Annotated in this window: 17 protein-coding genes and 1 pseudogene; 4 read left to right on the forward strand and 14 right to left on the reverse strand. The window is 60.9% G+C overall.

Features of this window, described 5'->3' with window-relative positions; all coding sequences use genetic code 11:
* Positions 1-181: pseudogene (locus tag PMI26_RS08750) on the reverse strand (electron transfer flavoprotein subunit beta/FixA family protein); the annotation flags it as partial.
* Between the two features lie 548 nt (positions 182-729).
* Here PMI26_RS08750 and PMI26_RS08745 point away from each other — a divergent pair.
* A complete protein-coding gene (locus tag PMI26_RS08745) occupies positions 730-2,394 on the forward strand; it encodes an electron transfer flavoprotein-ubiquinone oxidoreductase (protein WP_007977000.1) in 1,665 nt (554 codons plus the stop codon).
* 182 nt (positions 2,395-2,576) lie between these two features.
* Here PMI26_RS08745 and PMI26_RS08740 read toward each other — a convergent pair whose 3' ends face one another.
* Entirely contained in the window at positions 2,577-3,467 is an 891-nt protein-coding gene (locus PMI26_RS08740; RefSeq protein WP_007977002.1) for an AraC family transcriptional regulator, read from the reverse strand.
* Between the two features lie 190 nt (positions 3,468-3,657).
* Between PMI26_RS08740 and PMI26_RS08735 the strand changes: the two genes are divergently transcribed.
* Entirely contained in the window at positions 3,658-4,710 is a 1,053-nt protein-coding gene (locus PMI26_RS08735) for an NAD(P)-dependent alcohol dehydrogenase (RefSeq protein WP_007977004.1), read from the forward strand.
* Between the two features lie 11 nt (positions 4,711-4,721).
* Here the strand turns inward: PMI26_RS08735 and PMI26_RS08730 are convergent, their stop codons facing one another.
* The 6 genes from PMI26_RS08730 to PMI26_RS08705 all read right to left on the reverse strand — a co-directional run bounded on the left by PMI26_RS08730 (position 4,722) and on the right by PMI26_RS08705 (position 10,673).
* Complete coding sequence (locus PMI26_RS08730) at positions 4,722-5,525, reverse strand: IclR family transcriptional regulator (protein WP_007977005.1); 804 nt, start codon at positions 5,523-5,525, stop codon at positions 4,722-4,724.
* A 60-nt stretch (positions 5,526-5,585) separates the two neighbouring features.
* A complete protein-coding gene (locus PMI26_RS08725; protein WP_007977008.1) occupies positions 5,586-6,896 on the reverse strand; it encodes an MFS transporter in 1,311 nt (436 codons plus the stop codon).
* Positions 6,897-7,103: 207 nt separating this feature from the next.
* A complete protein-coding gene (dgoD, locus tag PMI26_RS08720; protein ID WP_007977010.1) occupies positions 7,104-8,252 on the reverse strand; it encodes a galactonate dehydratase in 1,149 nt (382 codons plus the stop codon).
* 45 nt (positions 8,253-8,297) lie between these two features.
* Complete coding sequence (locus PMI26_RS08715) at positions 8,298-8,918, reverse strand: 2-dehydro-3-deoxy-6-phosphogalactonate aldolase (protein WP_007977012.1); 621 nt, start codon at positions 8,916-8,918, stop codon at positions 8,298-8,300.
* Between the two features lie 19 nt (positions 8,919-8,937).
* Entirely contained in the window at positions 8,938-9,930 is a 993-nt protein-coding gene (locus PMI26_RS08710; RefSeq protein ID WP_007977014.1) for a 2-dehydro-3-deoxygalactonokinase, read from the reverse strand.
* Between the two features lie 260 nt (positions 9,931-10,190).
* Positions 10,191-10,673 (reverse strand): GNAT family N-acetyltransferase, encoded by a 483-nt coding sequence (locus PMI26_RS08705; protein WP_007977016.1) that lies wholly within the window; start codon positions 10,671-10,673, stop codon positions 10,191-10,193.
* Between the two features lie 324 nt (positions 10,674-10,997).
* On the opposite strand from PMI26_RS08705, the gene PMI26_RS08700 reads away from it, so the two are divergent.
* Together PMI26_RS08700 and PMI26_RS08695 are read left to right on the forward strand one after the other, a co-directional pair.
* Complete coding sequence (locus PMI26_RS08700) at positions 10,998-12,203, forward strand: MFS transporter (RefSeq protein ID WP_007977018.1); 1,206 nt, start codon at positions 10,998-11,000, stop codon at positions 12,201-12,203.
* An 81-nt stretch (positions 12,204-12,284) separates the two neighbouring features.
* Positions 12,285-12,608, forward strand: a complete 324-nt coding sequence (locus PMI26_RS08695) for a hypothetical protein (RefSeq protein WP_007977020.1) — start codon at positions 12,285-12,287, stop codon at positions 12,606-12,608.
* Positions 12,609-12,681: 73 nt separating this feature from the next.
* On the opposite strand, the gene araH is transcribed toward PMI26_RS08695, so the two are convergent.
* The 6 genes from araH to PMI26_RS08665 form a co-directional block, all read right to left on the reverse strand.
* A complete protein-coding gene (araH, locus tag PMI26_RS08690) occupies positions 12,682-13,650 on the reverse strand; it encodes an L-arabinose ABC transporter permease AraH (RefSeq protein WP_033048066.1) in 969 nt (322 codons plus the stop codon).
* Between the two features lie 12 nt (positions 13,651-13,662).
* Complete coding sequence (gene araG, locus PMI26_RS08685; RefSeq protein WP_007977024.1) at positions 13,663-15,201, reverse strand: L-arabinose ABC transporter ATP-binding protein AraG; 1,539 nt, start codon at positions 15,199-15,201, stop codon at positions 13,663-13,665.
* A 64-nt stretch (positions 15,202-15,265) separates the two neighbouring features.
* Entirely contained in the window at positions 15,266-16,270 is a 1,005-nt protein-coding gene (locus PMI26_RS08680) for a substrate-binding domain-containing protein (protein WP_007977026.1), read from the reverse strand.
* Between the two features lie 138 nt (positions 16,271-16,408).
* Complete coding sequence (locus PMI26_RS08675) at positions 16,409-17,227, reverse strand: SDR family oxidoreductase (protein WP_007977027.1); 819 nt, start codon at positions 17,225-17,227, stop codon at positions 16,409-16,411.
* Between the two features lie 274 nt (positions 17,228-17,501).
* Positions 17,502-18,377, reverse strand: a complete 876-nt coding sequence (locus PMI26_RS08670) for an SMP-30/gluconolactonase/LRE family protein (protein ID WP_007977029.1) — start codon at positions 18,375-18,377, stop codon at positions 17,502-17,504.
* A 123-nt stretch (positions 18,378-18,500) separates the two neighbouring features.
* Complete coding sequence (locus tag PMI26_RS08665; protein ID WP_007977031.1) at positions 18,501-19,217, reverse strand: FadR/GntR family transcriptional regulator; 717 nt, start codon at positions 19,215-19,217, stop codon at positions 18,501-18,503.
* Between the last annotated feature and the right edge of the window lie 142 nt (positions 19,218-19,359).

Consider the following 19,359-nt stretch of genomic DNA (forward strand, 5'->3'; position numbering starts at 1 on the left):
CGACGACGATTTCAGTCGCAACACCTTTTTCTTTCAGGCGTACGGCTTCTTCCACGGCGATCTCGCAGAACGGGTTCATCGACATCTTGACGTTGGCAAGATCGACGCCGGAATTGTCCGCCTTGACGCGAACCTTGACGTTGTAATCCACAACGCGTTTGACAGCTACAAGAACCTTCATGGATTCCTCGTTACTCTCCGGTGAAAAGAAAGTCGCCTAGGCGAACCTGGCGGTTGATGCTCATCGGGCGCAAGGGCACCTCCAAAAACGCCGGCAAAGGTGTCAAGTGACCAGCGCTCATGATCTGCATGACCGTTCGTCAGTGGTGACTGACGAGTCATTCAACATCGCGGCGTGTAAACTGCGCATCAAACCCGCGCAGCGCATCACTCTCTACTGCCATCGCCCTGTCTTTAGAGGTGCTCTTGAAACCAACTGCCAGCCTACGGCGAGCGCAAAACCGCCCGTATCTTGACCGGAACGCCTATTCCGGTCAATACGCCAAAATGGCCGTTCATAAGGCGCGTGACTTTGATTTCTCTGGCTTTGAGCCAATTCAAACAAACGTTTGTATTGGACGCTGAGAGTGGTGTAGATATAATGCGCCACCCAAAGAGAAAGGTGGTCAATCGATTGTCCGCTTTCGGCGTTGCGCCGGAATTCATGGATGCGACACCCAACCTCCAAATTAGAAAAAAAACTGTTGAGCCTTGAGTAGGAGATAACCTGTGGAACGCGAATACATGGAATTCGACGTGGTCATCGTCGGTGCCGGCCCCGCTGGTCTTTCCGCCGCCTGCCGCTTGAAGCAGAAGGCCGCCGAAGCCGGTAAGGAAATCAGCGTCTGCGTGGTCGAAAAAGGCTCCGAAGTCGGTGCTCACATTCTGTCCGGTGCCGTGTTCGAACCACGCGCCCTGAACGAATTGTTCCCGGACTGGAAAGAACTCGGCGCGCCGCTGAACACTCCCGTCACCCGTGACGACATCTTCGTGCTGAAGAACGCTGAAAGCGCGCAGAAAGTTCCAGACTTCTTTGTGCCCAAGACCATGCACAACGAAGGCAACTACATCATCTCGCTGGGCAACCTGTGCCGCTGGCTGGCCCAGCAGGCCGAGAACCTGGGCGTGGAAATCTACCCGGGCTTCGCCGCTCAGGAAGCGCTGATCGATGAGAACGGCGTAGTTCGCGGGATCATCACCGGCGACCTGGGCGTTGACCGCGAAGGCAACCCGAAAGAAGGCCTGTACACCCCGGGCATGGAACTGCGCGGCAAATACACGCTGTTCGCCGAAGGTTGCCGTGGCCACATCGGCAAGCAGCTGATCAAGCGCTTCAACCTCGACAGCGATGCCGATGCCCAGCACTACGGCATCGGCCTGAAGGAAATCTGGGAAGTCGACCCGGCCAAACACCAGCCAGGCCTGGTGGTGCACACCGCCGGTTGGCCGATGGACATCATGGGCACCGAGAACACCGGTGGCTCGTTCCTCTATCACCTGGAAAACAATCAGGTCGTCGTCGGCCTGATCGTCGACCTGTCCTACAGCAACACCTACCTGTCGCCGTTCGACGAGTTCCAGCGCCTCAAGCATCACCCGGTGCTCAAACAGTACCTGGAAGGCGGCAAGCGCATCAGCTACGGCGCTCGCGCCATCTGCAAGGGTGGCCTGAACTCGCTGCCGAAGATGGTCTTCAAAGGCGGCGCGCTGATCGGTTGCGACCTCGGCACCCTGAACTTCGCCAAGATCAAGGGCAGCCACACCGCGATGAAGTCCGGCATGCTCGCCGCTGAATCCGTGGCTGACGCACTGTTCGCTGAAAAGGACGGCAGCGAAGAGCTGACCACCTACGTCGACGCGTTCAAGAAGAGCTGGCTCTACGACGAACTGTTCGCCAGCCGCAACTTCGGCCCGGCGATCCACAAGTTCGGCGCCATCGTCGGTGGCGGCTTCAACTGGCTGGACCAGAACATCTTCGGCGGCAAACTGCCGTTCACCCTGCACGACACCAAGCCGGATTACGCTTGCCTGAAACTGGCGGCCGACTGCAAGAAGATCGACTACCCGAAACCGGACGGCAAGATCAGCTTCGACAAACTGAGTTCGGTATTCATCTCCGGTACCAACCACGAAGAAGAGCAGCCGTGCCACCTGAAGCTGGCCGATCCGAGCATCCCGATCAGCAAGAACCTGCCGCTGTACGATGAGCCGGCACAGCGTTACTGCCCGGCCGGCGTGTATGAAGTGATCACCAAGGAAGACGGTGAGAAGCGCTTCCAGATCAACGCCCAGAACTGTGTTCACTGCAAGACCTGCGACATCAAGGACCCTGCACAGAACATCACCTGGGTAACGCCGGAAGGCGCTGGCGGCCCGACTTACCCGAACATGTAAGCCGACCGCTGAACATCAAGGCTCCCGAATGGGGGCCTTTTTGTTGCCTGCAATTCAAGCCACACCACAAAACCCATTGTGGGAGCGGGCTTGCTCGCGAATGCGGTTGATCCTTCACCACTTGTATTGACTGATCCACCGCTTTCGCGAGCAAGCCCGCTCCCACAGGGGCAGTTGGTGGATCAGGCTGCGCGTTCATCTCCGGGATTACGCTCAAAGTACCGCTTGTACTCGCGACTGAACTGCGATGTGCTCTGATACCCCACCCGATGCGCCACCTGTGCCACGCCCAGTCCCTCGCCCAGCAACAACTGCTGTGCCCTGAGCAAACGCAGTCGCTTCAGATACTGCACCGGCGACAACAAGGTGCTGCGCTTGAAATGCTCGTGAAAGGTAGACGCACTCATGTTCGCGCAACTGGCCAGGGTCTCGACGTTCAGCGGTTCGGCAAAATGCACATGCAGATGACTGAGGGACGCCGCGATCCGGGCGAACTGCCCCTGTTGCTCGACCAGCGCCCGCAATACATCGGCTTGCGGACCGCGCAATGCGACGAACAGCAATTCGCGCAAACGCGCTTGCCCCATGATCTGGCATTCCAGCGGATCGTGCAGGCAACGCAACAGCCGCTCGACACAACCGCGCATCGCATCATCGAGCACAGCCGAAGTCATGGATTCAGGCGTTTGCGCTGGAATATGCCGCCCCGGCGCCAAGCCCATCGCCAACACCAGCTCGCCCAGCATCACCCGGTCAATCGCGACCGACACCCCAAGCATCGGCCCATCCGGCGCAGCAAAGGTTTCACACTCGAACGGCACCGGCAGCGCCTGAATCAGGTAGTGCCCTGCGCCATATTCCAGGGTGCGCGGCCCCAGGTACGCCAGTTTGCTGCCTTGGGCGATGATCACCAGGCTCGGCTCATAGATCTGCGGCCCACGGGCCACATCGCAACTGGCTCGCAGGACCTGCACGCCCGGCAACGTAGTCGGGACGAACCCGTCGCGAGTGGACAGCGGCTCGATCAACGAAACCAGGGTGGCATTGGCATCAAGATGACGGGTCAACAGCATCGGAGCTCTTCACAAAAAAGTCATGGAAAAAGGGATGAAAGCATCATCGCAGGTCTGATCGCCAATGCGATCGATCAAAGCAGGATGCCGGAGGAATAGGCATGACACCCGGAGGAATCGCCATGGCCGGTACAGGATCCGGCGCCCAGAATGCGCCACCTCACCCGTCAGCGCTTTTGCGAGGTTCACCATGTACACCGCCATCGGATACGCCGCCCAGTCGGCCACCACTCCCCTCGCCCCCGTGAAATTCGAACGCCGCAGTCCACGGGCCGACGACGTTGCCATAGAGATTCTCTACTGCGGGGTCTGCCATTCCGACATCCATCAGGCCCGTAACGAGTGGGGCATTGCTGTTTACCCGCTGATGCCTGGCCACGAAATCGTAGGCAAAGTTACCGCCGTCGGTGCGAATGTCACCAAGCACAAAGTCGGCGATCTGGTTGGCGTCGGCTGCATGGTCGACTCGTGCCGCAGCTGTGAGGCTTGCCAGGCCAACCTGGAGCAATACTGCCTCGAAGGCCCGACCATGACCTACGCCACCCCGGACCGGGTCGATGGCAGCAACACCATGGGCGGCTACTCCGACAGCATCGTGGTCAGCGAGCACTTTGTGGTACGTATCCCGGAAAAACTGGCCCTGGCCAGCGCCGCGCCGATCCTGTGCGCCGGCATCACCACCTACTCGCCCCTCAAGCACTACGGCGTGAAGGCTGGCGACAAGGTCGGGATTCTCGGCATGGGCGGCCTCGGCCACATGGGCATCAAGTTCGCCAAGGCCATGGGGGCCGAAGTGACGTTGTTCACCCGTTCGGCGAGCAAGGCCGAAGAGGCTCGCCGCCAGGGCGCGGACCATGTGATCGTGTCCACCGATGACGCGCAGATGCAGGCTGCCGCCGGTCACTTCGACTTCCTGCTCGACACCATTCCGGTGCAGCACGATCTCAACCCTTACCTCGATACGCTGCGTTTCGACGGCGTGCACATACTGGTGGGGTTGATCGAACCGGTGGAGCCGCCGGTGCATGCCGCCAAACTGGTGTTGGGGCGTCGCGTGCTCGCCGGCTCGCTGATCGGCGGCATCGCCGAAACCCAGGAAGTGCTGGATTTCTGCGCCGAGCACAACATCACCTGTGACATCGAAATGCTCGACATCCGCCAGATCAACGAGGCTTACGCCCGCATGATCGCCGGTGACGTGAAGTACCGCTTCGTCATCGACATGGCGACATTGAAGCTCTAAACCTTCAAGGCTTAAACCTTCAAACCAAGCTCCGCCGACAGCCGGGCCGTGACCCCTTTGATCAGGGGAATCAGCTCGGCCATTTTTTCCAGCGGCATGTACGGCACGGTACTGGCGATGCTGATGCCGGCAACGATGCGCTTGCTGGCATCGCGCACCGGCGCCGCCACGCAACGGATCGACGGCTCGTTATCTTCCAGATCAAAGGCATAACCGCCGGCCACATATTCGACCATGCGCTGCTCGAACTGCTCCCAGGATTGCTCCGGGTGCTGCGGCCAGAACTGGTTTTTCCCACCCACCGGCAGGCTGACTTTGTACAGGCGCTGCCACTCTTGCGGCGAATCGTCGAGCATCAGCGCCTTGCCGATCCCGGTGCGCGCGAGCGGCATGCGATGGCCGACCCGCGAACGCATTTCCGGGCCATTGCGCCCCGGGTTCTTGTGCAGGTACAGCACTTCGTCGCCTTCACGGATCGCCAGGTGAATGGTGTCGCCGGTCAACGCCGACAACTCATCCAGATACGGCCCGGCCAGGGTCACCAACGGCAACTCTTCACGGGCCTGAAAGCCCAACTCGATCAGCTTCGGCCCCAGCAGATAACCGACTTGCGGCACCACCCGCAGGTAACGCTCGTCCACCAGGCAACTGGCCAGGCGATGGGTGGTGCTGCGCGTGGTGCCGATCAGCCGGGCGATTTCCTTGAGGTCGCGGGCGCCGCTGGCCACGGCATGAACCACACCCAAACCGCGAAGCAGGGTCTGGGTGCCGGTCGGTGCGGCGTCCTTGGCGATTTTTGGGGCATCTTCCTGCATATCCAGCCTTTACCGTTGAGCGAGTGAACGGGCGGCATTATGGTCGCCCGCGTGCCACGACTACAACTTGATACGCTCGACCTTGCCCACCAGCAAGATGTAGGACAGTGCACCGATCAACGCCAGCACCGAGATGTAGGTGATCGCCGGGGCAAAGGAATCACCCGTGGCGAGGAAGCCGATCACGATCGGCGTGGCAATGGCCGACAGGTTGCCGATGAAGTTGAACACCCCGCCGGTCAGCCCGAGCAAACGCGCCGGGGCGAGCGTCGACACCAGAGACCAGGTGATCGAAGCCAGGCCGTTGCCGAAGAATGCCAGCGCGAGGAAGGCAATCACCAGCGGCGTCGACTCAACGAAGTTGGCGCCGATGATCGAGGTGGAAATCAGCAAGCCGCTGATGATCGGCAACTTGCGGGCGAAACCTACCGTGTAACCGCGACGGATCAAAAAGTCCGAGAAGAAACCGGAACACAGCACACCGATAAACGCGGCGAGAAACGGCAGCGACGCCAGCAAACCGGACTTGATGAAGTCCATGCCGCGGTACTTCACCAGGTAGGTCGGGAACCACGTCAGAAAAAACCACAGGGTCGAGTTGAGGCAGAACTGGCCGAGGTAGATGCCCCAGAGCTTGCGCTTGGTGAGGACAATGCCAAGGTCAGTCCAGCTGAATTTGGCTTTGACCTTGGCCTGTTCGGCCTGGATATCCACCAACCCGCCGCCCTCGCGGATCAAGTCGATCTCCGCCTGATTGGCGCCTTTGAAGTCCCGCGGCTCGCGATACACCGCGTACCAGATCACTGCCCACAGAATGCCTACCGCGCCGGTGGTGACGAACACCATGTGCCAGCCGAATTCGTGCTGCAGCCAGGCCAGCACCGGTGTCAGGAAGGCCAGGCCGACGAATTGCCCGGAGGTGTAGAAACCGATGGCCGTGGCACGCTCGCGCTCGGGGAACCAGGTGGTGACCACGCGGCTGTTGATCGGATAGGCCGGCGCCTCCAGGGCCCCGACCGCCATGCGCAACACGAACAGCGCTATGAAGCTGCCGGCGAAGCCGAGCATCACGGTGGCAATCGACCACAGCAACAGCGCTACCGTGTAAAGAATGCGTGGCGGTACCCGGTCTACCAGCCAGCCGCCGGGGATCTGCATGGCGGCGTAGGTCCAGCCGAAGGCAGAGAAGATCAGGCCAACATGAATCGGGTCGATGCCCAGGTCACTGGTCAATGCCGGGGCGGCAATCGACAGGTTGCTGCGGTCCAGGTAGTTGATCACCACGGTGATGAACAACAGCACCATGATGAAAAAACGCTTGCGGCTGGGCGTCACCAACGACGCCTGCCCGGTGAGGGTTTGCGGTTGCATGGGGAGAGTGCCTCTTCTTATGGTTATTGAGGTCGAAAACCGGGTTAATGCAGATCTCACTACCTATGGAGATCAAGTGTGGGAGCGGCGGTGCGACGATTCGACTTGCTCGCGAAGACGGCGGCACATCCAGCATTGATGTGACTGACAGGACGCTTTCGCGAGCAAGCCCGCTCCCACAGGGATATGTGGTGAGTCAGAGATCACTCACCACTCGGCAAAACTGCCATCGGCATGGCGCCAGATCGGGTTGCGCCAGCGGTGGCCGATGGCGGCGCGTTCGATCACGTACTCCTCGTTGATCTCGATGCCCAGGCCCGGGCCGTTCGGGATCTTCACGAAGCCCTGGTCGTAGTCGAACACCCGTGGGTCTTTCACGTAGTCGAGCAGGTCGTTGCTCTCGTTGTAATGGATGCCCAGGCTCTGTTCCTGGATGAACGCGTTGTAGCAAGCCGCATCCAGTTGCAGGCAGGCCGCCAGGGCAATCGGCCCCAGCGGGCAATGCAGCGCCAGCGCCACGTCGTAGGCTTCGGCCATGTTGGCGATCTTGCGGGTTTCGGTGATGCCACCGGCGTGGGACGCATCCGGCTGGATGATGTCGACGTAGCCTTCGCTGAGCACGCGCTTGAAGTCCCAGCGCGAGAACAGGCGCTCACCGAGGGCAATCGGTGTGCTGGTCAGTGGCGCGAGTTCTTTCAGCGCTTCGTAGTTCTCGCTGAGCACCGGCTCCTCGATGAACATCAGCTTGTACGGATCAAGCTCCTTCATCAGCACCTTGGCCATGGGCTTGTGCACCCGGCCATGGAAATCCACGCCGATGCCGACGTTCGGGCCGACCGCATCGCGCACGGCAGCGACGTTGGCCAGGGCCTGGTCGACTTTGTCGAAGGTGTCGAGGAATTGCAGTTCTTCGGTGCCGTTCATTTTCACCGCGGTGAAACCGCGCTCCACCGCTTCCTTGGCTGCACGCGCCGTGTCCGCCGGGCGGTCGCCGCCGATCCACGAATACACGCGAATCTTGTCCCGCACCTGACCACCGAGCAGATCGCTGACCGACACGCCCAGCGCCTTGCCCTTGATGTCCCACAAGGCCTGGTCGATACCCGCCAGGGCGCTCATGTGGATCGCACCGCCACGATAGAAACCGCCGCGATAGAGCACGGTCCAGATGTCTTCGATGTTGCGTGGGTCCTTGCCGATCAGGTAGTCGGACAATTCCTCAACGGCAGCGGCGACGGTATGGGCGCGGCCTTCGACCACGGGCTCGCCCCAACCGGTGACGCCCTCGTCGGTTTCGACCTTGAGGAAGCACCAGCGTGGCGGAACGATGAAGGTGGTCAGTTTGGTGATTTTCATCTTTGGCTCTCTTATTGGATGCAGCGCTCGCAGCGCCAAAAAGTCTTAGCGAAGGGCTTTCCAGGCAGCGACATAGGCCTTGGCATTGGCCGCCACCTGCTCCGGGGTCATGCCCGGCTTGAACAGACCGGAGCCGAGACCGAAACCTTTGACGCCGGCGTCGATAAACTCCTGCATGTTGTCCGGGGTAATGCCTCCGACCGGCGCCAGGATCGTCCCGGCCGGCAATACCGCCAGCCAGGCTTTGACGACTGCCGGCCCCATTTGCTCGGCCGGGAACAGCTTGAGGATGTCCGCGCCTTCGGCCAACGCCGCGAAGGCTTCGGTGGGCGTGGCAACACCGGGCGACAGAGACAGGCCCGCCGCTTTCGCCGCACGCAGGACCTTCGGATCGCTATGGGGCATGACGATCACCTGTCCGCCGGCCGCTTTCACCTGCTCGACCTGTTCCGGCGTCAGCACCGTGCCGGCACCGATCAGGCAATCGGCAGGCAGGGTACTGCGCAGGATGCGGATACTGTCGTACGGTTCAGGGGAATTGAGCGGCACTTCGATGACGCGAAATCCGGCGGCGTACAGGACTTCGCCGATAGCGGCAGCTTCCTGTGGACGCAGGCCGCGCAGAATCGCGATCAGGCCGTTTTGCGCCAGCGCTTGTTTGAGCATGTCAGACCTCCAGGCAGGTTTAACGGGATGTGGTGGACGTGACCAGACCGGCGGCGAGCGCCAGTTGCCACAAGCCGCGTTCGGTGGCCTGTTCGGCCAGGGTCACCCGGGTAAAACCGCAGGCATCGAGCGCACGGCGGTAGCGGGCACAGAGTTGGGTATTGCCGATAAGGATGATCGACGGCAGGTGCACGCTGTTGCGCCGACGCCGCTGGACATTGGCCAGGGCCGACAACTCGTGGCCGATCAGCAGGCCGGACAGATAATCGGCCTGGGCGCAGCCACTCAATTCCCCCGTCAGACCCAGGCTGCGGGCACTGAACAGGGTGGACAGCGGACCTGTTTCACCGTCCGCCGACAACGCGACCTGCACGCCACGATCAAACGCATCCCCCTCGAAAGACCCGCCACGCTGCTGGGTGCGCCCGAGAATGCTGTGCTCGCTGAGCACGGCGAAGACTTCGCCGGTCATGAAGGTATCGAAATGCACGATGCAACCGTCGGCCACTTCCACCCATTTCGAATGACTGCCCGGCAGGCCGATCAGCAGGTCCGCGCTCGCCTCGCCCGCCAGGTTTTGCAGCACACCGAGCACCTGGGTTTCTTCACCGCGCATCACGTTCGGCAGACGTGAACGCTCGATGACGCCGGGCACGATGTGCACATCGACGCCACGCAGGCTGCGCACGGTTTGCAAGGAAGTGCCGAGCGTGGCGACGTTCGCCGGCGTGTCGCGGTAGGCCGCTTCGCACCAGCCCTGGGCGCTGCCGACCATGCCACAGGCAATCACCGGCAAATGCGGCTGGGCATCGAGCCAGTCACCGCATGCCTCATCGAAAGCCAGTTCAAAACCGTCGGTGCATTCCCGGCCGCCAATGATTCGTGGCGTCTTGGGCAACTGCATGATCCCCGACGCCAGCGAACGCTGTTCGAGCACCTGCCCGTCTTCAGCCAGTTTGTAAGCACGTAATGAGGTTGTCCCCCAGTCGAGCGCGATCAATTGCGCCTGCATCGCTTCACCTGTTTTGGTTTTTGGCAGTGAGTGAGCGGGACTATAAACCCATGCGCTGTAAAATCTCAATATATAAATATGCATCCCACATATTGAGACATAGACAAAAAAAACCACCGCCTACGGTAGCTCCCTGGAATGCATTCCCGTGTAGGAGCTAGCTTGCTAGCGATGGTCGTCAACGATTAAGCGGAAAACCTGACACCCCGTGGTGCTTTCGATTTCTTCGCGAGCAGGCTCGCTCCTACAGGGGATACGGCTCAACTGCCCTCGGCGAACTCGCGCAATACTTTCCCGTCCATCCGATACCGAACCCACTCCTCCTGCGGCTGCGCGCCCAGGGATTTGTAGAAGTCGATGGCCGGCGTATTCCACTCCAGCACGCTCCACTCGAAACGACCGCAGTCGTTGGCGCAGGCGATTTTCGCCAGATGCCGCAGCAGGGTCTTGCCCGCGCCACCGCCGCGCTGCTCCGGCGTGATGTAAAGGTCCTCGAGGTACAGGCAATTGCTGCCCAACCAGGTGGAATAGCTGAAAAAGAACACCGCAAAACCGATGGCTGCGCCGTCGCGCAGGCAGATCAGGCCATGGGCGGTGGCGCCTTCGCTGAACAGGCTGCGCTCGATATCGGCAACGCTGGCGATGACTTCATGGCGGGCACGTTCGTAGTCGGCCAGTTCAGTGATGAACGCGAGGATTTGCGGTGCATCACTGGGGGTCGCCGGGCGGATTTCGATCGTCATGGACGTGCCTTGTCTAAAGTTGAAAACGCCATACTAAGGCGACACGTGGCCTGTGGCGAGGGAGCTTGCTCCCGCTGGGTTGCGCAGCAACCCCAAAAGCAGGCAATGCGATCTATCTGGAAAAACAGAGCAGGTCGCGACAGGGCCTGCTTCGCAGGCCAGCGGGAGCAAGCTCCCTCGCCACAAAAGCTGGATCGCCACAACAGCATAGAGGCTTCACTCCGGTCGCCACTAACCCTGGCATCGATAACCTTGGACCTGACATTCGGGCCCTGCGTGGTTAGATAGCGGCGCTGCTCTCTCATCCGGTCAAGGAACCGCGTCATGTCTACCGCAACACCCCCTGTCTCAAGCAAGTTGTTCGGCCTGTTTTGCCTTGCCAGTTACCTGTTGTCATTGTCCTATGGCTCGACCTTCCTGCTGTCGCTGTTGATCGGCGCGCGTGGCGGCAACGAACACGACGCCGGCAGTGTGATTTCGGCGGCGATGCTCAGCACCTTTGCGGCGGTGATCGTTTCCGGCCATCTGTCCGACCTGCTCGGTGCCGCCCGGTCGGTGGCGCTGTTCGGTGTGTTGCTGGTAGCGGCCAGCCTGGGCTTCGCCCTGACCCCGGGCTTCGGCCCTCTGCTGTTGTTTTTCGGCCTGCTGCTGGGCCTGGGTTGGGGCGTGTTCTACACCCTGGGGCCGATCATCGTGGCAAGCCTGGTAACCCCCGCACAGCGCGCCAGATACTTCGCCCTGCTGTCGGGTAGCATGATGACCGGGATCGGCAGTGGTCCACTGCTCGGCCGCGCGGCGAGTGCCCTCGGGTATCCGGTGAGCGCTGCGTTTTATCTGGCGGCGCTGGCCAGCCTGGCCGGTGTGCTGCTGTTCTGGCGGCTGCAGCGGACATTGAATCAGGCCCACCTGCCATCGGGCAGCGTGTCGCGGATTTCGTGGCGTGCAGCGGGTCAGGTGTTGTCGTCCAGGGCTGTCTTCCCGATCATCATGGTCGGTCTTGGCGGCTGCGTGTTCGGCGGGCTGTCGAGCTTTCAAACCAGTTATGCCGCAGCGCGCTCGCTCGACTACTCGCTGTTCTTCCTCGGCTTCATGAGCGCGGCGATCAGTGGCCGAATGCTGGTTGCCGGGTTCGTGGTCAAGCGCGATCCATTACGTGCCTCGTGCCTGCTTTCGGGGCTGATGCTGGCATCGATCGTCATGTTCGGTTTTGTCGTCGACAGCAGCTTCAGCTACGTGCTCGCGGCGGTGATGCTCGGGACCGGTTACGGCCTGACTTACTCGGTGATCAACGGCCTGGCCGCCAACGAGGCGCCGACCGGCACCACCGCGCAGTCCTTGCTGCTGTTCAGCCTGTCGTACTTCATCGGAGTGTTCGGCTTCCCCTTGCTGGCCGGGAAAATCATCGTCGAGCAAGGGATGGCCACACTGCTGCTCACCGTGCTGGCGGTTGCTGCGCTCAACTGGTTGATCACCGCAGGCCGATTGATCTGGCGAAGAGCTGCAGCGGCCAGGGCATTGACACAGGCCTGAGCCGTCCGTCGCTGACAACGCACCTATCCCGGTCGAGGACGGACTAATCAGGTAAGGACTCTACCCGTTGGAGACAACACCATGATCCTGTCCAGGTTGACCGCCCTCGCCCTCTGCGCCCTGCTGTCTTGTGCCTCGTTCGCCGGGACCCTCGGCTCGAGCACCGGCCCGACCAATCCGGTGGAAAAACCCAGGGCGCCAGCCATCCAGAGTGCCCCCGGCATGAACACCGACGGCACCACCATCGACCACAACCTGCCTCCGTCCACCGGTACCGACCCGCGCATCCAGGGCAATGACATGGGGCGTCAGGGCGGGGCGGATTTGCCGGACAAAAAAACGCCCGGCAGCGGTGGCCTCGGCTCCAGCACCACCGAGGACGAGGACAGCAACATCAGCCAATAGTGAAGCCAGGATAAATGTACTGACGCTGATGGCCCCTTCGCGAGCAAGCCCGCGCCTACAGAGGAAATGTATGTCAGCGCTGCTTCAGTCGGTCAATAACCACCGCCAGCAGCAAGATCGAACCGCGAATCACATACTGATAAAACGTATCGATGTTCTTCAGGTTCATCGCATTCTCGATGATCGCCAGAATCAACACCCCGGCAATCACGTGCCGGATCATGCCGATACCGCCACTCAACGATACCCCGCCCAGTACACAGGCCGAGATCACGGTCAGCTCGAAACCCTGGCCGATCATCGGCTGGCCGGAGGTCATGCGCGACGCCAGGATCACCCCGGCCAACGCGCCAATCACGCCATGCACGGCAAAGATGATGATTTTGGTCCGGTCGACATTGACCCCGGCCAGCAACGCCGCCTCCTGATTGCCGCCGATGGCCATGGTGTTGCGCCCATAGGTCGTGTAGTTCAGCAGCCAGCCGAAGAACAGGAAGCAGACGATGGTGATCAGGATCGGTACCGGCACGCCGAACATCTGGCCGTTACCGAACACGAAGAATGACTCCTGGGACACCCCCACCGCTTTGCCGTTGGCGAAGATGTAGGCCAGGCCGCGCACTATCTGCATGGTCGCCAGCGTGGTGATCAGCGCGTTGACCCGCAGCTTGGCGATGACGATGCCGTTGATCAGCCCGACGATCAGGCCCATCACCAGCGCCGCACAGACACCGAGAAACACGCTGTTGGTGTCGCGCATCACCACCGCCGCAACCACCCCGGCACAGGCAATCACCGAGCCCACCGACAAGTCGAAATGCCCGGACGCCAGGCAATACAACATGGTGCACGCCGCAATGCCGGTGGTGGAAATCGCCAGGCCCAGGCCACGCATGTTCAGCGGCGACAGGAAGTTGTCGATCATCAGGGTACAGAGCACGAAGATTCCGACGGCCGCCAGCAGCATTACCCAATCATCTAGAAAACGCCGCATATCCAGCGGTTTACGCGTAGTCGGCAGGGTGTTGTTTTGGGTTGTCATCATAGTCACCTCTCAGTTCGCCACGCCGTCGGCGCGTTGGCGCGGCAAAGCCAGTTGCAGCAGGTTGGATTCGTTGGCCTGGTCGCGGCTCAGTTCGCCACGCAGCGCGCCTTCGCACAGCACCAGGATGCGGTCGGAAATGCCCATGACTTCCATCAAGTCGCTGGACACCACAATCACTGCGATCCCTTCGGCCGCCAGGTTATGGATGATCTGGTAGATCTCGGCCTTGGCGCCGATGTCGATGCCGCGGGTCGGTTCGTCGAGCAGCAGCACTTTCATCGGCATCGACAGCCAGCGGCCGAGAATGGCCTTCTGTTGATTGCCGCCGGATAGAAACTTGATCGGCTGCCCGGCGTGTGGTGTTTTCACCTTGAGTGCCTTGATCTGCTGGTCGGCGTTGCCTTTCTCCCACAAGCCACGCAACAGGCAGCCGAAGGTGGAATGGGCGCCGCGGGCGCTGATGTTGATGTTCTCGGCGACACTGGCCAGCGGCAGGATGCCTTCCTTCTTGCGGTCCTCGGGGCACAACAGGATCCCGGCGGCAATCGCGTCCCGGGGTGAACGCAGCTTCAGTTCATGGCCACGCAGTTTCAGCTGGCCGGCACTGTTGCGTGCCAGGCCGCTGAGCAGGCGCAACAGTTCGGTGCGACCGGCGCCCACCAGCCCGAACAACCCGAGGATCTCGCCTTTGTGCACCTCGAAACTCACGGGCTCGCGCAAGCCAGGCCCGAGCAGACCGTCGACCTTGAGTGCCACCGCGCCGCGCTGGCGCGGGCGATAATCGTAGATGTCCTGTATGTCGCGTCCGACCATGCAGGTGACCAGTTGATCGTGGGTCAACTCGCTCATGTCATCGAACGTGCACACGTATCGCCCGTCCTTGAACACCGTCACCGCGTTGCAGATGCGGAATACTTCTTCCATGCGGTGGGAGACATAGAGCACCACTTTGCCCTCGTCCCGCAGCTGGCCGATGATCGCCATCAGGCGGTCGATCTCCCGCGCCGAAAGGCTGCTGGTGGGCTCGTCGAAAGCAATCACATGGGCACCACGGGACAGCGCCTTGGCGATCTCCACCAGTTGCCGTTGGCCCAGGGACAGGCGCCCGACTTTCTCCTGCGGGTCAATCTCATCGGCCAGGCCTTTGAGACAGGCCAGCGCCTGCTGGCGCAGGGTGCCGCGATTGATCAGGCCAAAACTGGCCGGCAGATGCCCAAGAAACAGGTTCTCCGCCACGGTCATTTCCGGCACCAGATGCAGCTCCTGGTGGATCACCGCGACGCCACTGCCGATGCTGTCGGCGGTGGACTTGAAGTCCATCGTCCGCTCGCCGATCTGCAAGGCTCCGCTGCTGGGTATGTAGGCCCCGCCGAGGATTTTCAGCAGCGTCGATTTGCCGGCGCCATTCTCGCCCATCAAGGCATGAACCTGCCCCGGATGGGCGACGAAGCTGATGTTGTCCAGCGCCTTCACCCCGGGAAAGGTCTTGCCGATCCCGTTGAAGCGCAAGCTGCCGCTGTGTTGTTGTGTATGTGTTTGCGCGTGCATAACCCACCTCATCAAACCGGACAGGCAACCTCGTCACCGAGGTCGCCGCTGAAATCACTGGCCGTCAGTTCCACAGGCCGATCTTTTCCAGTTCCTGCTTGAAGTTGTCGCGGGTGATCAGCGTCACGTCGTCCATGGCAGTGTATTTCGCCGGTTCAGTGCCGGTGGTGACCCACTCGTACATCATGCTCGCCGTGTTGTAGCCCTCGATGTGCGGGCTCGGCAGCATCGAACCATAGAAGCCGCTGTCGGGCTTCTTCAGCTCGCCGATGGCGTCGGTACCATTGATGCCGATGCCGATCACGTTGGCCGCAGCGAACCCGGCGCTCTCGGTGGCGCGCACACCGCCGAGCACGGTGTTGTCGTTCATGCCGCCGATGATCAGGTTCTTCGCTGCACTCGGCAGTTTCACCAATGCCGAGTTGGTGGCGTCCATGCTGCCCGGCACGTCGAGGGTCTTGAGGGCCGAGAACAGGATGTGGTCCTTCGGCATGCCGGCGTCTTCCAAGGCTTTCACCGAACCGTCAGTGCGCTTCTTGCCGGTGTCGAGTTCGTTGTAGGTGTTGATCACCGCGTACGTGTCTTTCCAGTCCCAGCCGCGTTTCTTCGCCTCGGTGGCCATGGCATGGCCTTGCTTCTGGCCGACTTCGAACGCGGCCATGCCGAGGTATGGCACGTCCTCCATGAATTTGCCGCCGGCATCGACGAAACGGTCATCGACAGCGATCACCTTCAACCCGTTGAGCCTGGCCTTGGCCATGATTGCCGGGCCGAGGGACACGTCCGGCGGGCAGATCACGAAGCCTTTGGCGCCATTGGCCGCGAGGCTGTCGATGGCCGACAGGGTTTTCTCACCGTCCGGCACGGCGATCTTGATCAGGGTGAAGCCCTTCTCTTTCCCGGCCTTTTCGGCAAACGCCCACTCAGTCTGGAACCAGGGTTCTTCCGCCTGCTTGACCAGGAAACCGATTTTCACTTCCTCGGCCGCCAGCAGCGTGCTGCTCAGGCTGACCGCCGAGACCGCCAACGCGGCACAGCACAGGGAACGGATAGCATGACGACGATTCATAAGCTGACTCCTTGTTATTTTTCTTGAGCGTTCTTTGAAAGCGTTCTGTAAAGCCAAGGTGGTAAACCGTACCGCCAATAGTCATATCGTATGATGATTGTATTTCAGACGTGCCAAGGCGCCTGAAAGCCCGGTCACTCAGTCGTGATACATCACCGAACGCCCACCATCGATGGTGATGCACGAGGCATTGATGAACGGTGCTTCATCACTGGCCAGGAACACCGCGGTCATCGCCACTTCAATCGGCTGGCCGATGCGTTTGGGTGGATGCAGGTCAAACGCACGTTGACGCTCAGCGTGAGGGTCGGCGAAACCGTTCCAGTAATCGATATTGATCTGGGTTTCGATATAGCCCGGTGCGATGGCGTTGACGCGGATGCCCCTGGACGCATATTCGATGCCCAGCGCGCGGGTCAGGCCGAGCAAGCCGTGCTTGGCCACAGGGTAGGGAAAGCAGCCCGGAATGATGTGGGAGGAATGGGTCGAGGCAATATTGATGATGCTGCCGATGCCCTGCTCGATCATCTGCGGCAGCACCGCCTTGCAGCCATACCACGCACCATCGAGGTCAATGGCAAAGCAGCGACGCCAGTCTTCCTCGGTCATTTCCAGCGGATCACGGAACACGTTGACCCCGGCGCAGTTGACCAGCACATCGATCCGGCCGTGTCGCTCGACCGCCAGCCTGGCCATCGCCTGCAGATCCTGCGGCTGTGAAACGTCAGCCTTGATTGCCACCACGTCGGCGCCCTGTCCGCGCCAGTGCGCCGCGACCTTCTCGACCTTCTCGGCCTGAATGTCGCTGATGATCAGCCTGGCCTGCTGGGACGCAAAGGTTGCCACAATGGCTTCGCCAATGCCCTGGGCGGCACCGGTCAGCAGCACGACTTTGTCTTTGAGGCGCTCACCCTTGGGCGGTTCGGGCACCGGGGGCAATGACAGCGGTTCAGCCATGGTTCAAGACTCCTGTTCGAAAACACGACGAAAACCGGACATCAGTCGATGGCCGGTCAAAAGGCGTTGTGGAAGAAAACAGGTAAGCGCGAAAACGTTTCAGCTTGAAAACGCTTTGCGGCACTGTCTCCGCAAGGGAGCACGGGGGAGTTTCGCTGCATCACTTCACCTGTTTTGTTTTTTTGAGTGTGAGTGCATGTAACTGGTGAGGCCGACTATAAACCTGGCCCGCGATAAATCTCAATATATATATTTACATCCCATATTGTGGGACTCAACCCGCAAAACGCGTGCAACGCTTCCCGGGCACATCCACTGGAATCGACAGCACCGCCCCATCCAGCGGATGGCCCAGCGGACTCGCCGCACTGGTGATGTACAGGGTTTTCAGGTCTGCACCACCGAACACGCAACTGGTGGGACGACTGATCGGCAGTTCGATGGTCCGGTCGATTTTGCCGTCAGGGCTCAACCTGAGCAGACAGTGGCCATCCCAACGGGCATTCCAGATAAAACCTTCGGCATCCATCGCCGAACCGTCCGGGCCGCCGCGCCCATGCGGGCCAAACCAGACCTGCGACGCATCGAGGGCGCCGTCGCTGCGGATGAAGTGTCGATACAAGGTGCCATCGAGACTGTCGCCGAAATAAACGCGGGTGCCGTCATCGCTCCACAACAGCGTGTTGGGAATGCCCAGGTTGCGCAGTAACGGCACAACCCGCCCGGTACGATCGATGCGAAACAGTCCACCCGAACGGCGCACGATGGGCAGGTCTTCACCCTGTTCTCCGATATTGTTTTGCATGGTACCGAGCCAGAGCTGGCCCTGGGCGTCGCAGCGGGCTTCGTTGGGGCGGTTGCCTGGTTGCGGATCGGCCACGCAGAACAATGTCAGGCGCGGCGCCAGGCCCGGTGAATCGAGATCGAGCCGATACACGCCACTGCTCAATGTCACCAGCGCGTCGCCGCTTTCACAGGGGATAAAGGCGGACACATGTTCCGGCATCTGCCAGATCTGCACGTTGGCGCCGATCAACCGCAACGCCTGTTTACCCGCGATATCCACCCAATACAGGGCCTGGGTCGGCGCATCCCAGAACGGACCTTCGCCCAGTTTCGCCCGATGCCCGGTAACCGCCGTCAACGTCATGAAACCTCCTGCAGGGTTGTTGTTTTTATGATGGGGCCAGCTTGCTGGCGATGGTGTGTCAGTCGGCCTCGTGGTGCTGATACACCATCGCGAGCAAGCTCACTCCTACAGCGGTTCGAGTTCTCAGCTGGCCTTTTTGTCGGCCATGACTTGCGGGTAGTAACGCTTGATCGCCAGGGCGGCGTTATCGATCAGGGTCATGCAGGCCCAGACACCCCGAGCGGTATCACGGGCCGCGATAGCCTCGGCCAGGTCCCGGTGAATCGGCAAGGTGCGACGCAGTTCATCCGGATCGGCAGCGGACACTTCAAAGGCCACCGCCAGCAACGCGCCGAGGGCGGGAACCATTTGTTCGATGAATTGATTGTGGCTGGCGGCGAGGATGCACTCGTGGAAGAGCTGGTCGGCACGGTTGTAATCAATGCCGCTGTCCACCGCCCGTTCCAGTGCGTTGCAGGCCAACAGGATCGCGTTCACCTGTTCGCCGGTGGCGCGCTCGCAAGCCCAGCGCACGGCCATCGGTTCGATGGTGCGACGCAGATCGAGCAGATCGTCGACGAAGTTTTCCGGCAAGCCGCTGCGCGACAGCCAGCCTACGACTTGTGGATCGAAGAGGTTCCAGCGCCGCACCGGCAACACCCGTGTGCCGACTTTCGGGCCGACTTCGAGCATGCCTTTGGCAACCAGGGTTTTGATCGCTTCGCGGATGACCGTGCGGCTCACGCCAAGTTGCTCGCCGAGGTCGGCTTCGACCTTGAGTGACTCACCCGGCCTGACCTGCCCCGTGGCCAGCCAGCATCCCAGCCAGTCGACCGTCGTAGCATGAAAGCTGTTGGACATGGGCACCTCGAAGCCGTATGCGATGGAGGACCACGCTAATCATCATACGATTGGGTGTCAATTTGATTTTTTGAAGAAATCAGAAATCTAATGTGGGAGCGTGCTTGCTCGCGAAGACGGAGTCACATCCAACAAAGATGTC

This window comes from Pseudomonas sp. GM33 (genome assembly GCF_000282295.1).
GTDB lineage: Bacteria > Pseudomonadota > Gammaproteobacteria > Pseudomonadales > Pseudomonadaceae > Aquipseudomonas > Aquipseudomonas laurylsulfatiphila.

What these genes read in the sequence shown, in the direction of transcription:
- araH (WP_033048066.1), bottom strand. Translation starts at nt 13,650, where the DNA reads ATGACAACCCAAAACAACACCCTGCCGACTACGCGTAAACCGCTGGAT.
- PMI26_RS08735 (WP_007977004.1), top strand. Translation starts at nt 3,658, where the DNA reads ATGTACACCGCCATCGGATACGCCGCCCAGTCGGCCACCACTCCCCTC.
- PMI26_RS08705 (WP_007977016.1), bottom strand. Translation starts at nt 10,673, where the DNA reads ATGACGATCGAAATCCGCCCGGCGACCCCCAGTGATGCACCGCAAATC.
- PMI26_RS08670 (WP_007977029.1), bottom strand. Translation starts at nt 18,377, where the DNA reads ATGACGTTGACGGCGGTTACCGGGCATCGGGCGAAACTGGGCGAAGGT.
- PMI26_RS08740 (WP_007977002.1), bottom strand. Translation starts at nt 3,467, where the DNA reads ATGCTGTTGACCCGTCATCTTGATGCCAATGCCACCCTGGTTTCGTTG.
- PMI26_RS08700 (WP_007977018.1), top strand. Translation starts at nt 10,998, where the DNA reads ATGTCTACCGCAACACCCCCTGTCTCAAGCAAGTTGTTCGGCCTGTTT.
- PMI26_RS08730 (WP_007977005.1), bottom strand. Translation starts at nt 5,525, where the DNA reads ATGCAGGAAGATGCCCCAAAAATCGCCAAGGACGCCGCACCGACCGGC.
- PMI26_RS08665 (WP_007977031.1), bottom strand. Translation starts at nt 19,217, where the DNA reads ATGTCCAACAGCTTTCATGCTACGACGGTCGACTGGCTGGGATGCTGG.
- araG (WP_007977024.1), bottom strand. Translation starts at nt 15,201, where the DNA reads ATGCACGCGCAAACACATACACAACAACACAGCGGCAGCTTGCGCTTC.
- PMI26_RS08715 (WP_007977012.1), bottom strand. Translation starts at nt 8,918, where the DNA reads ATGCTCAAACAAGCGCTGGCGCAAAACGGCCTGATCGCGATTCTGCGC.
- PMI26_RS08725 (WP_007977008.1), bottom strand. Translation starts at nt 6,896, where the DNA reads ATGCAACCGCAAACCCTCACCGGGCAGGCGTCGTTGGTGACGCCCAGC.
- PMI26_RS08695 (WP_007977020.1), top strand. Translation starts at nt 12,285, where the DNA reads ATGATCCTGTCCAGGTTGACCGCCCTCGCCCTCTGCGCCCTGCTGTCT.
- PMI26_RS08710 (WP_007977014.1), bottom strand. Translation starts at nt 9,930, where the DNA reads ATGCAGGCGCAATTGATCGCGCTCGACTGGGGGACAACCTCATTACGT.
- PMI26_RS08680 (WP_007977026.1), bottom strand. Translation starts at nt 16,270, where the DNA reads ATGAATCGTCGTCATGCTATCCGTTCCCTGTGCTGTGCCGCGTTGGCG.
- PMI26_RS08675 (WP_007977027.1), bottom strand. Translation starts at nt 17,227, where the DNA reads ATGGCTGAACCGCTGTCATTGCCCCCGGTGCCCGAACCGCCCAAGGGT.
- dgoD (WP_007977010.1), bottom strand. Translation starts at nt 8,252, where the DNA reads ATGAAAATCACCAAACTGACCACCTTCATCGTTCCGCCACGCTGGTGC.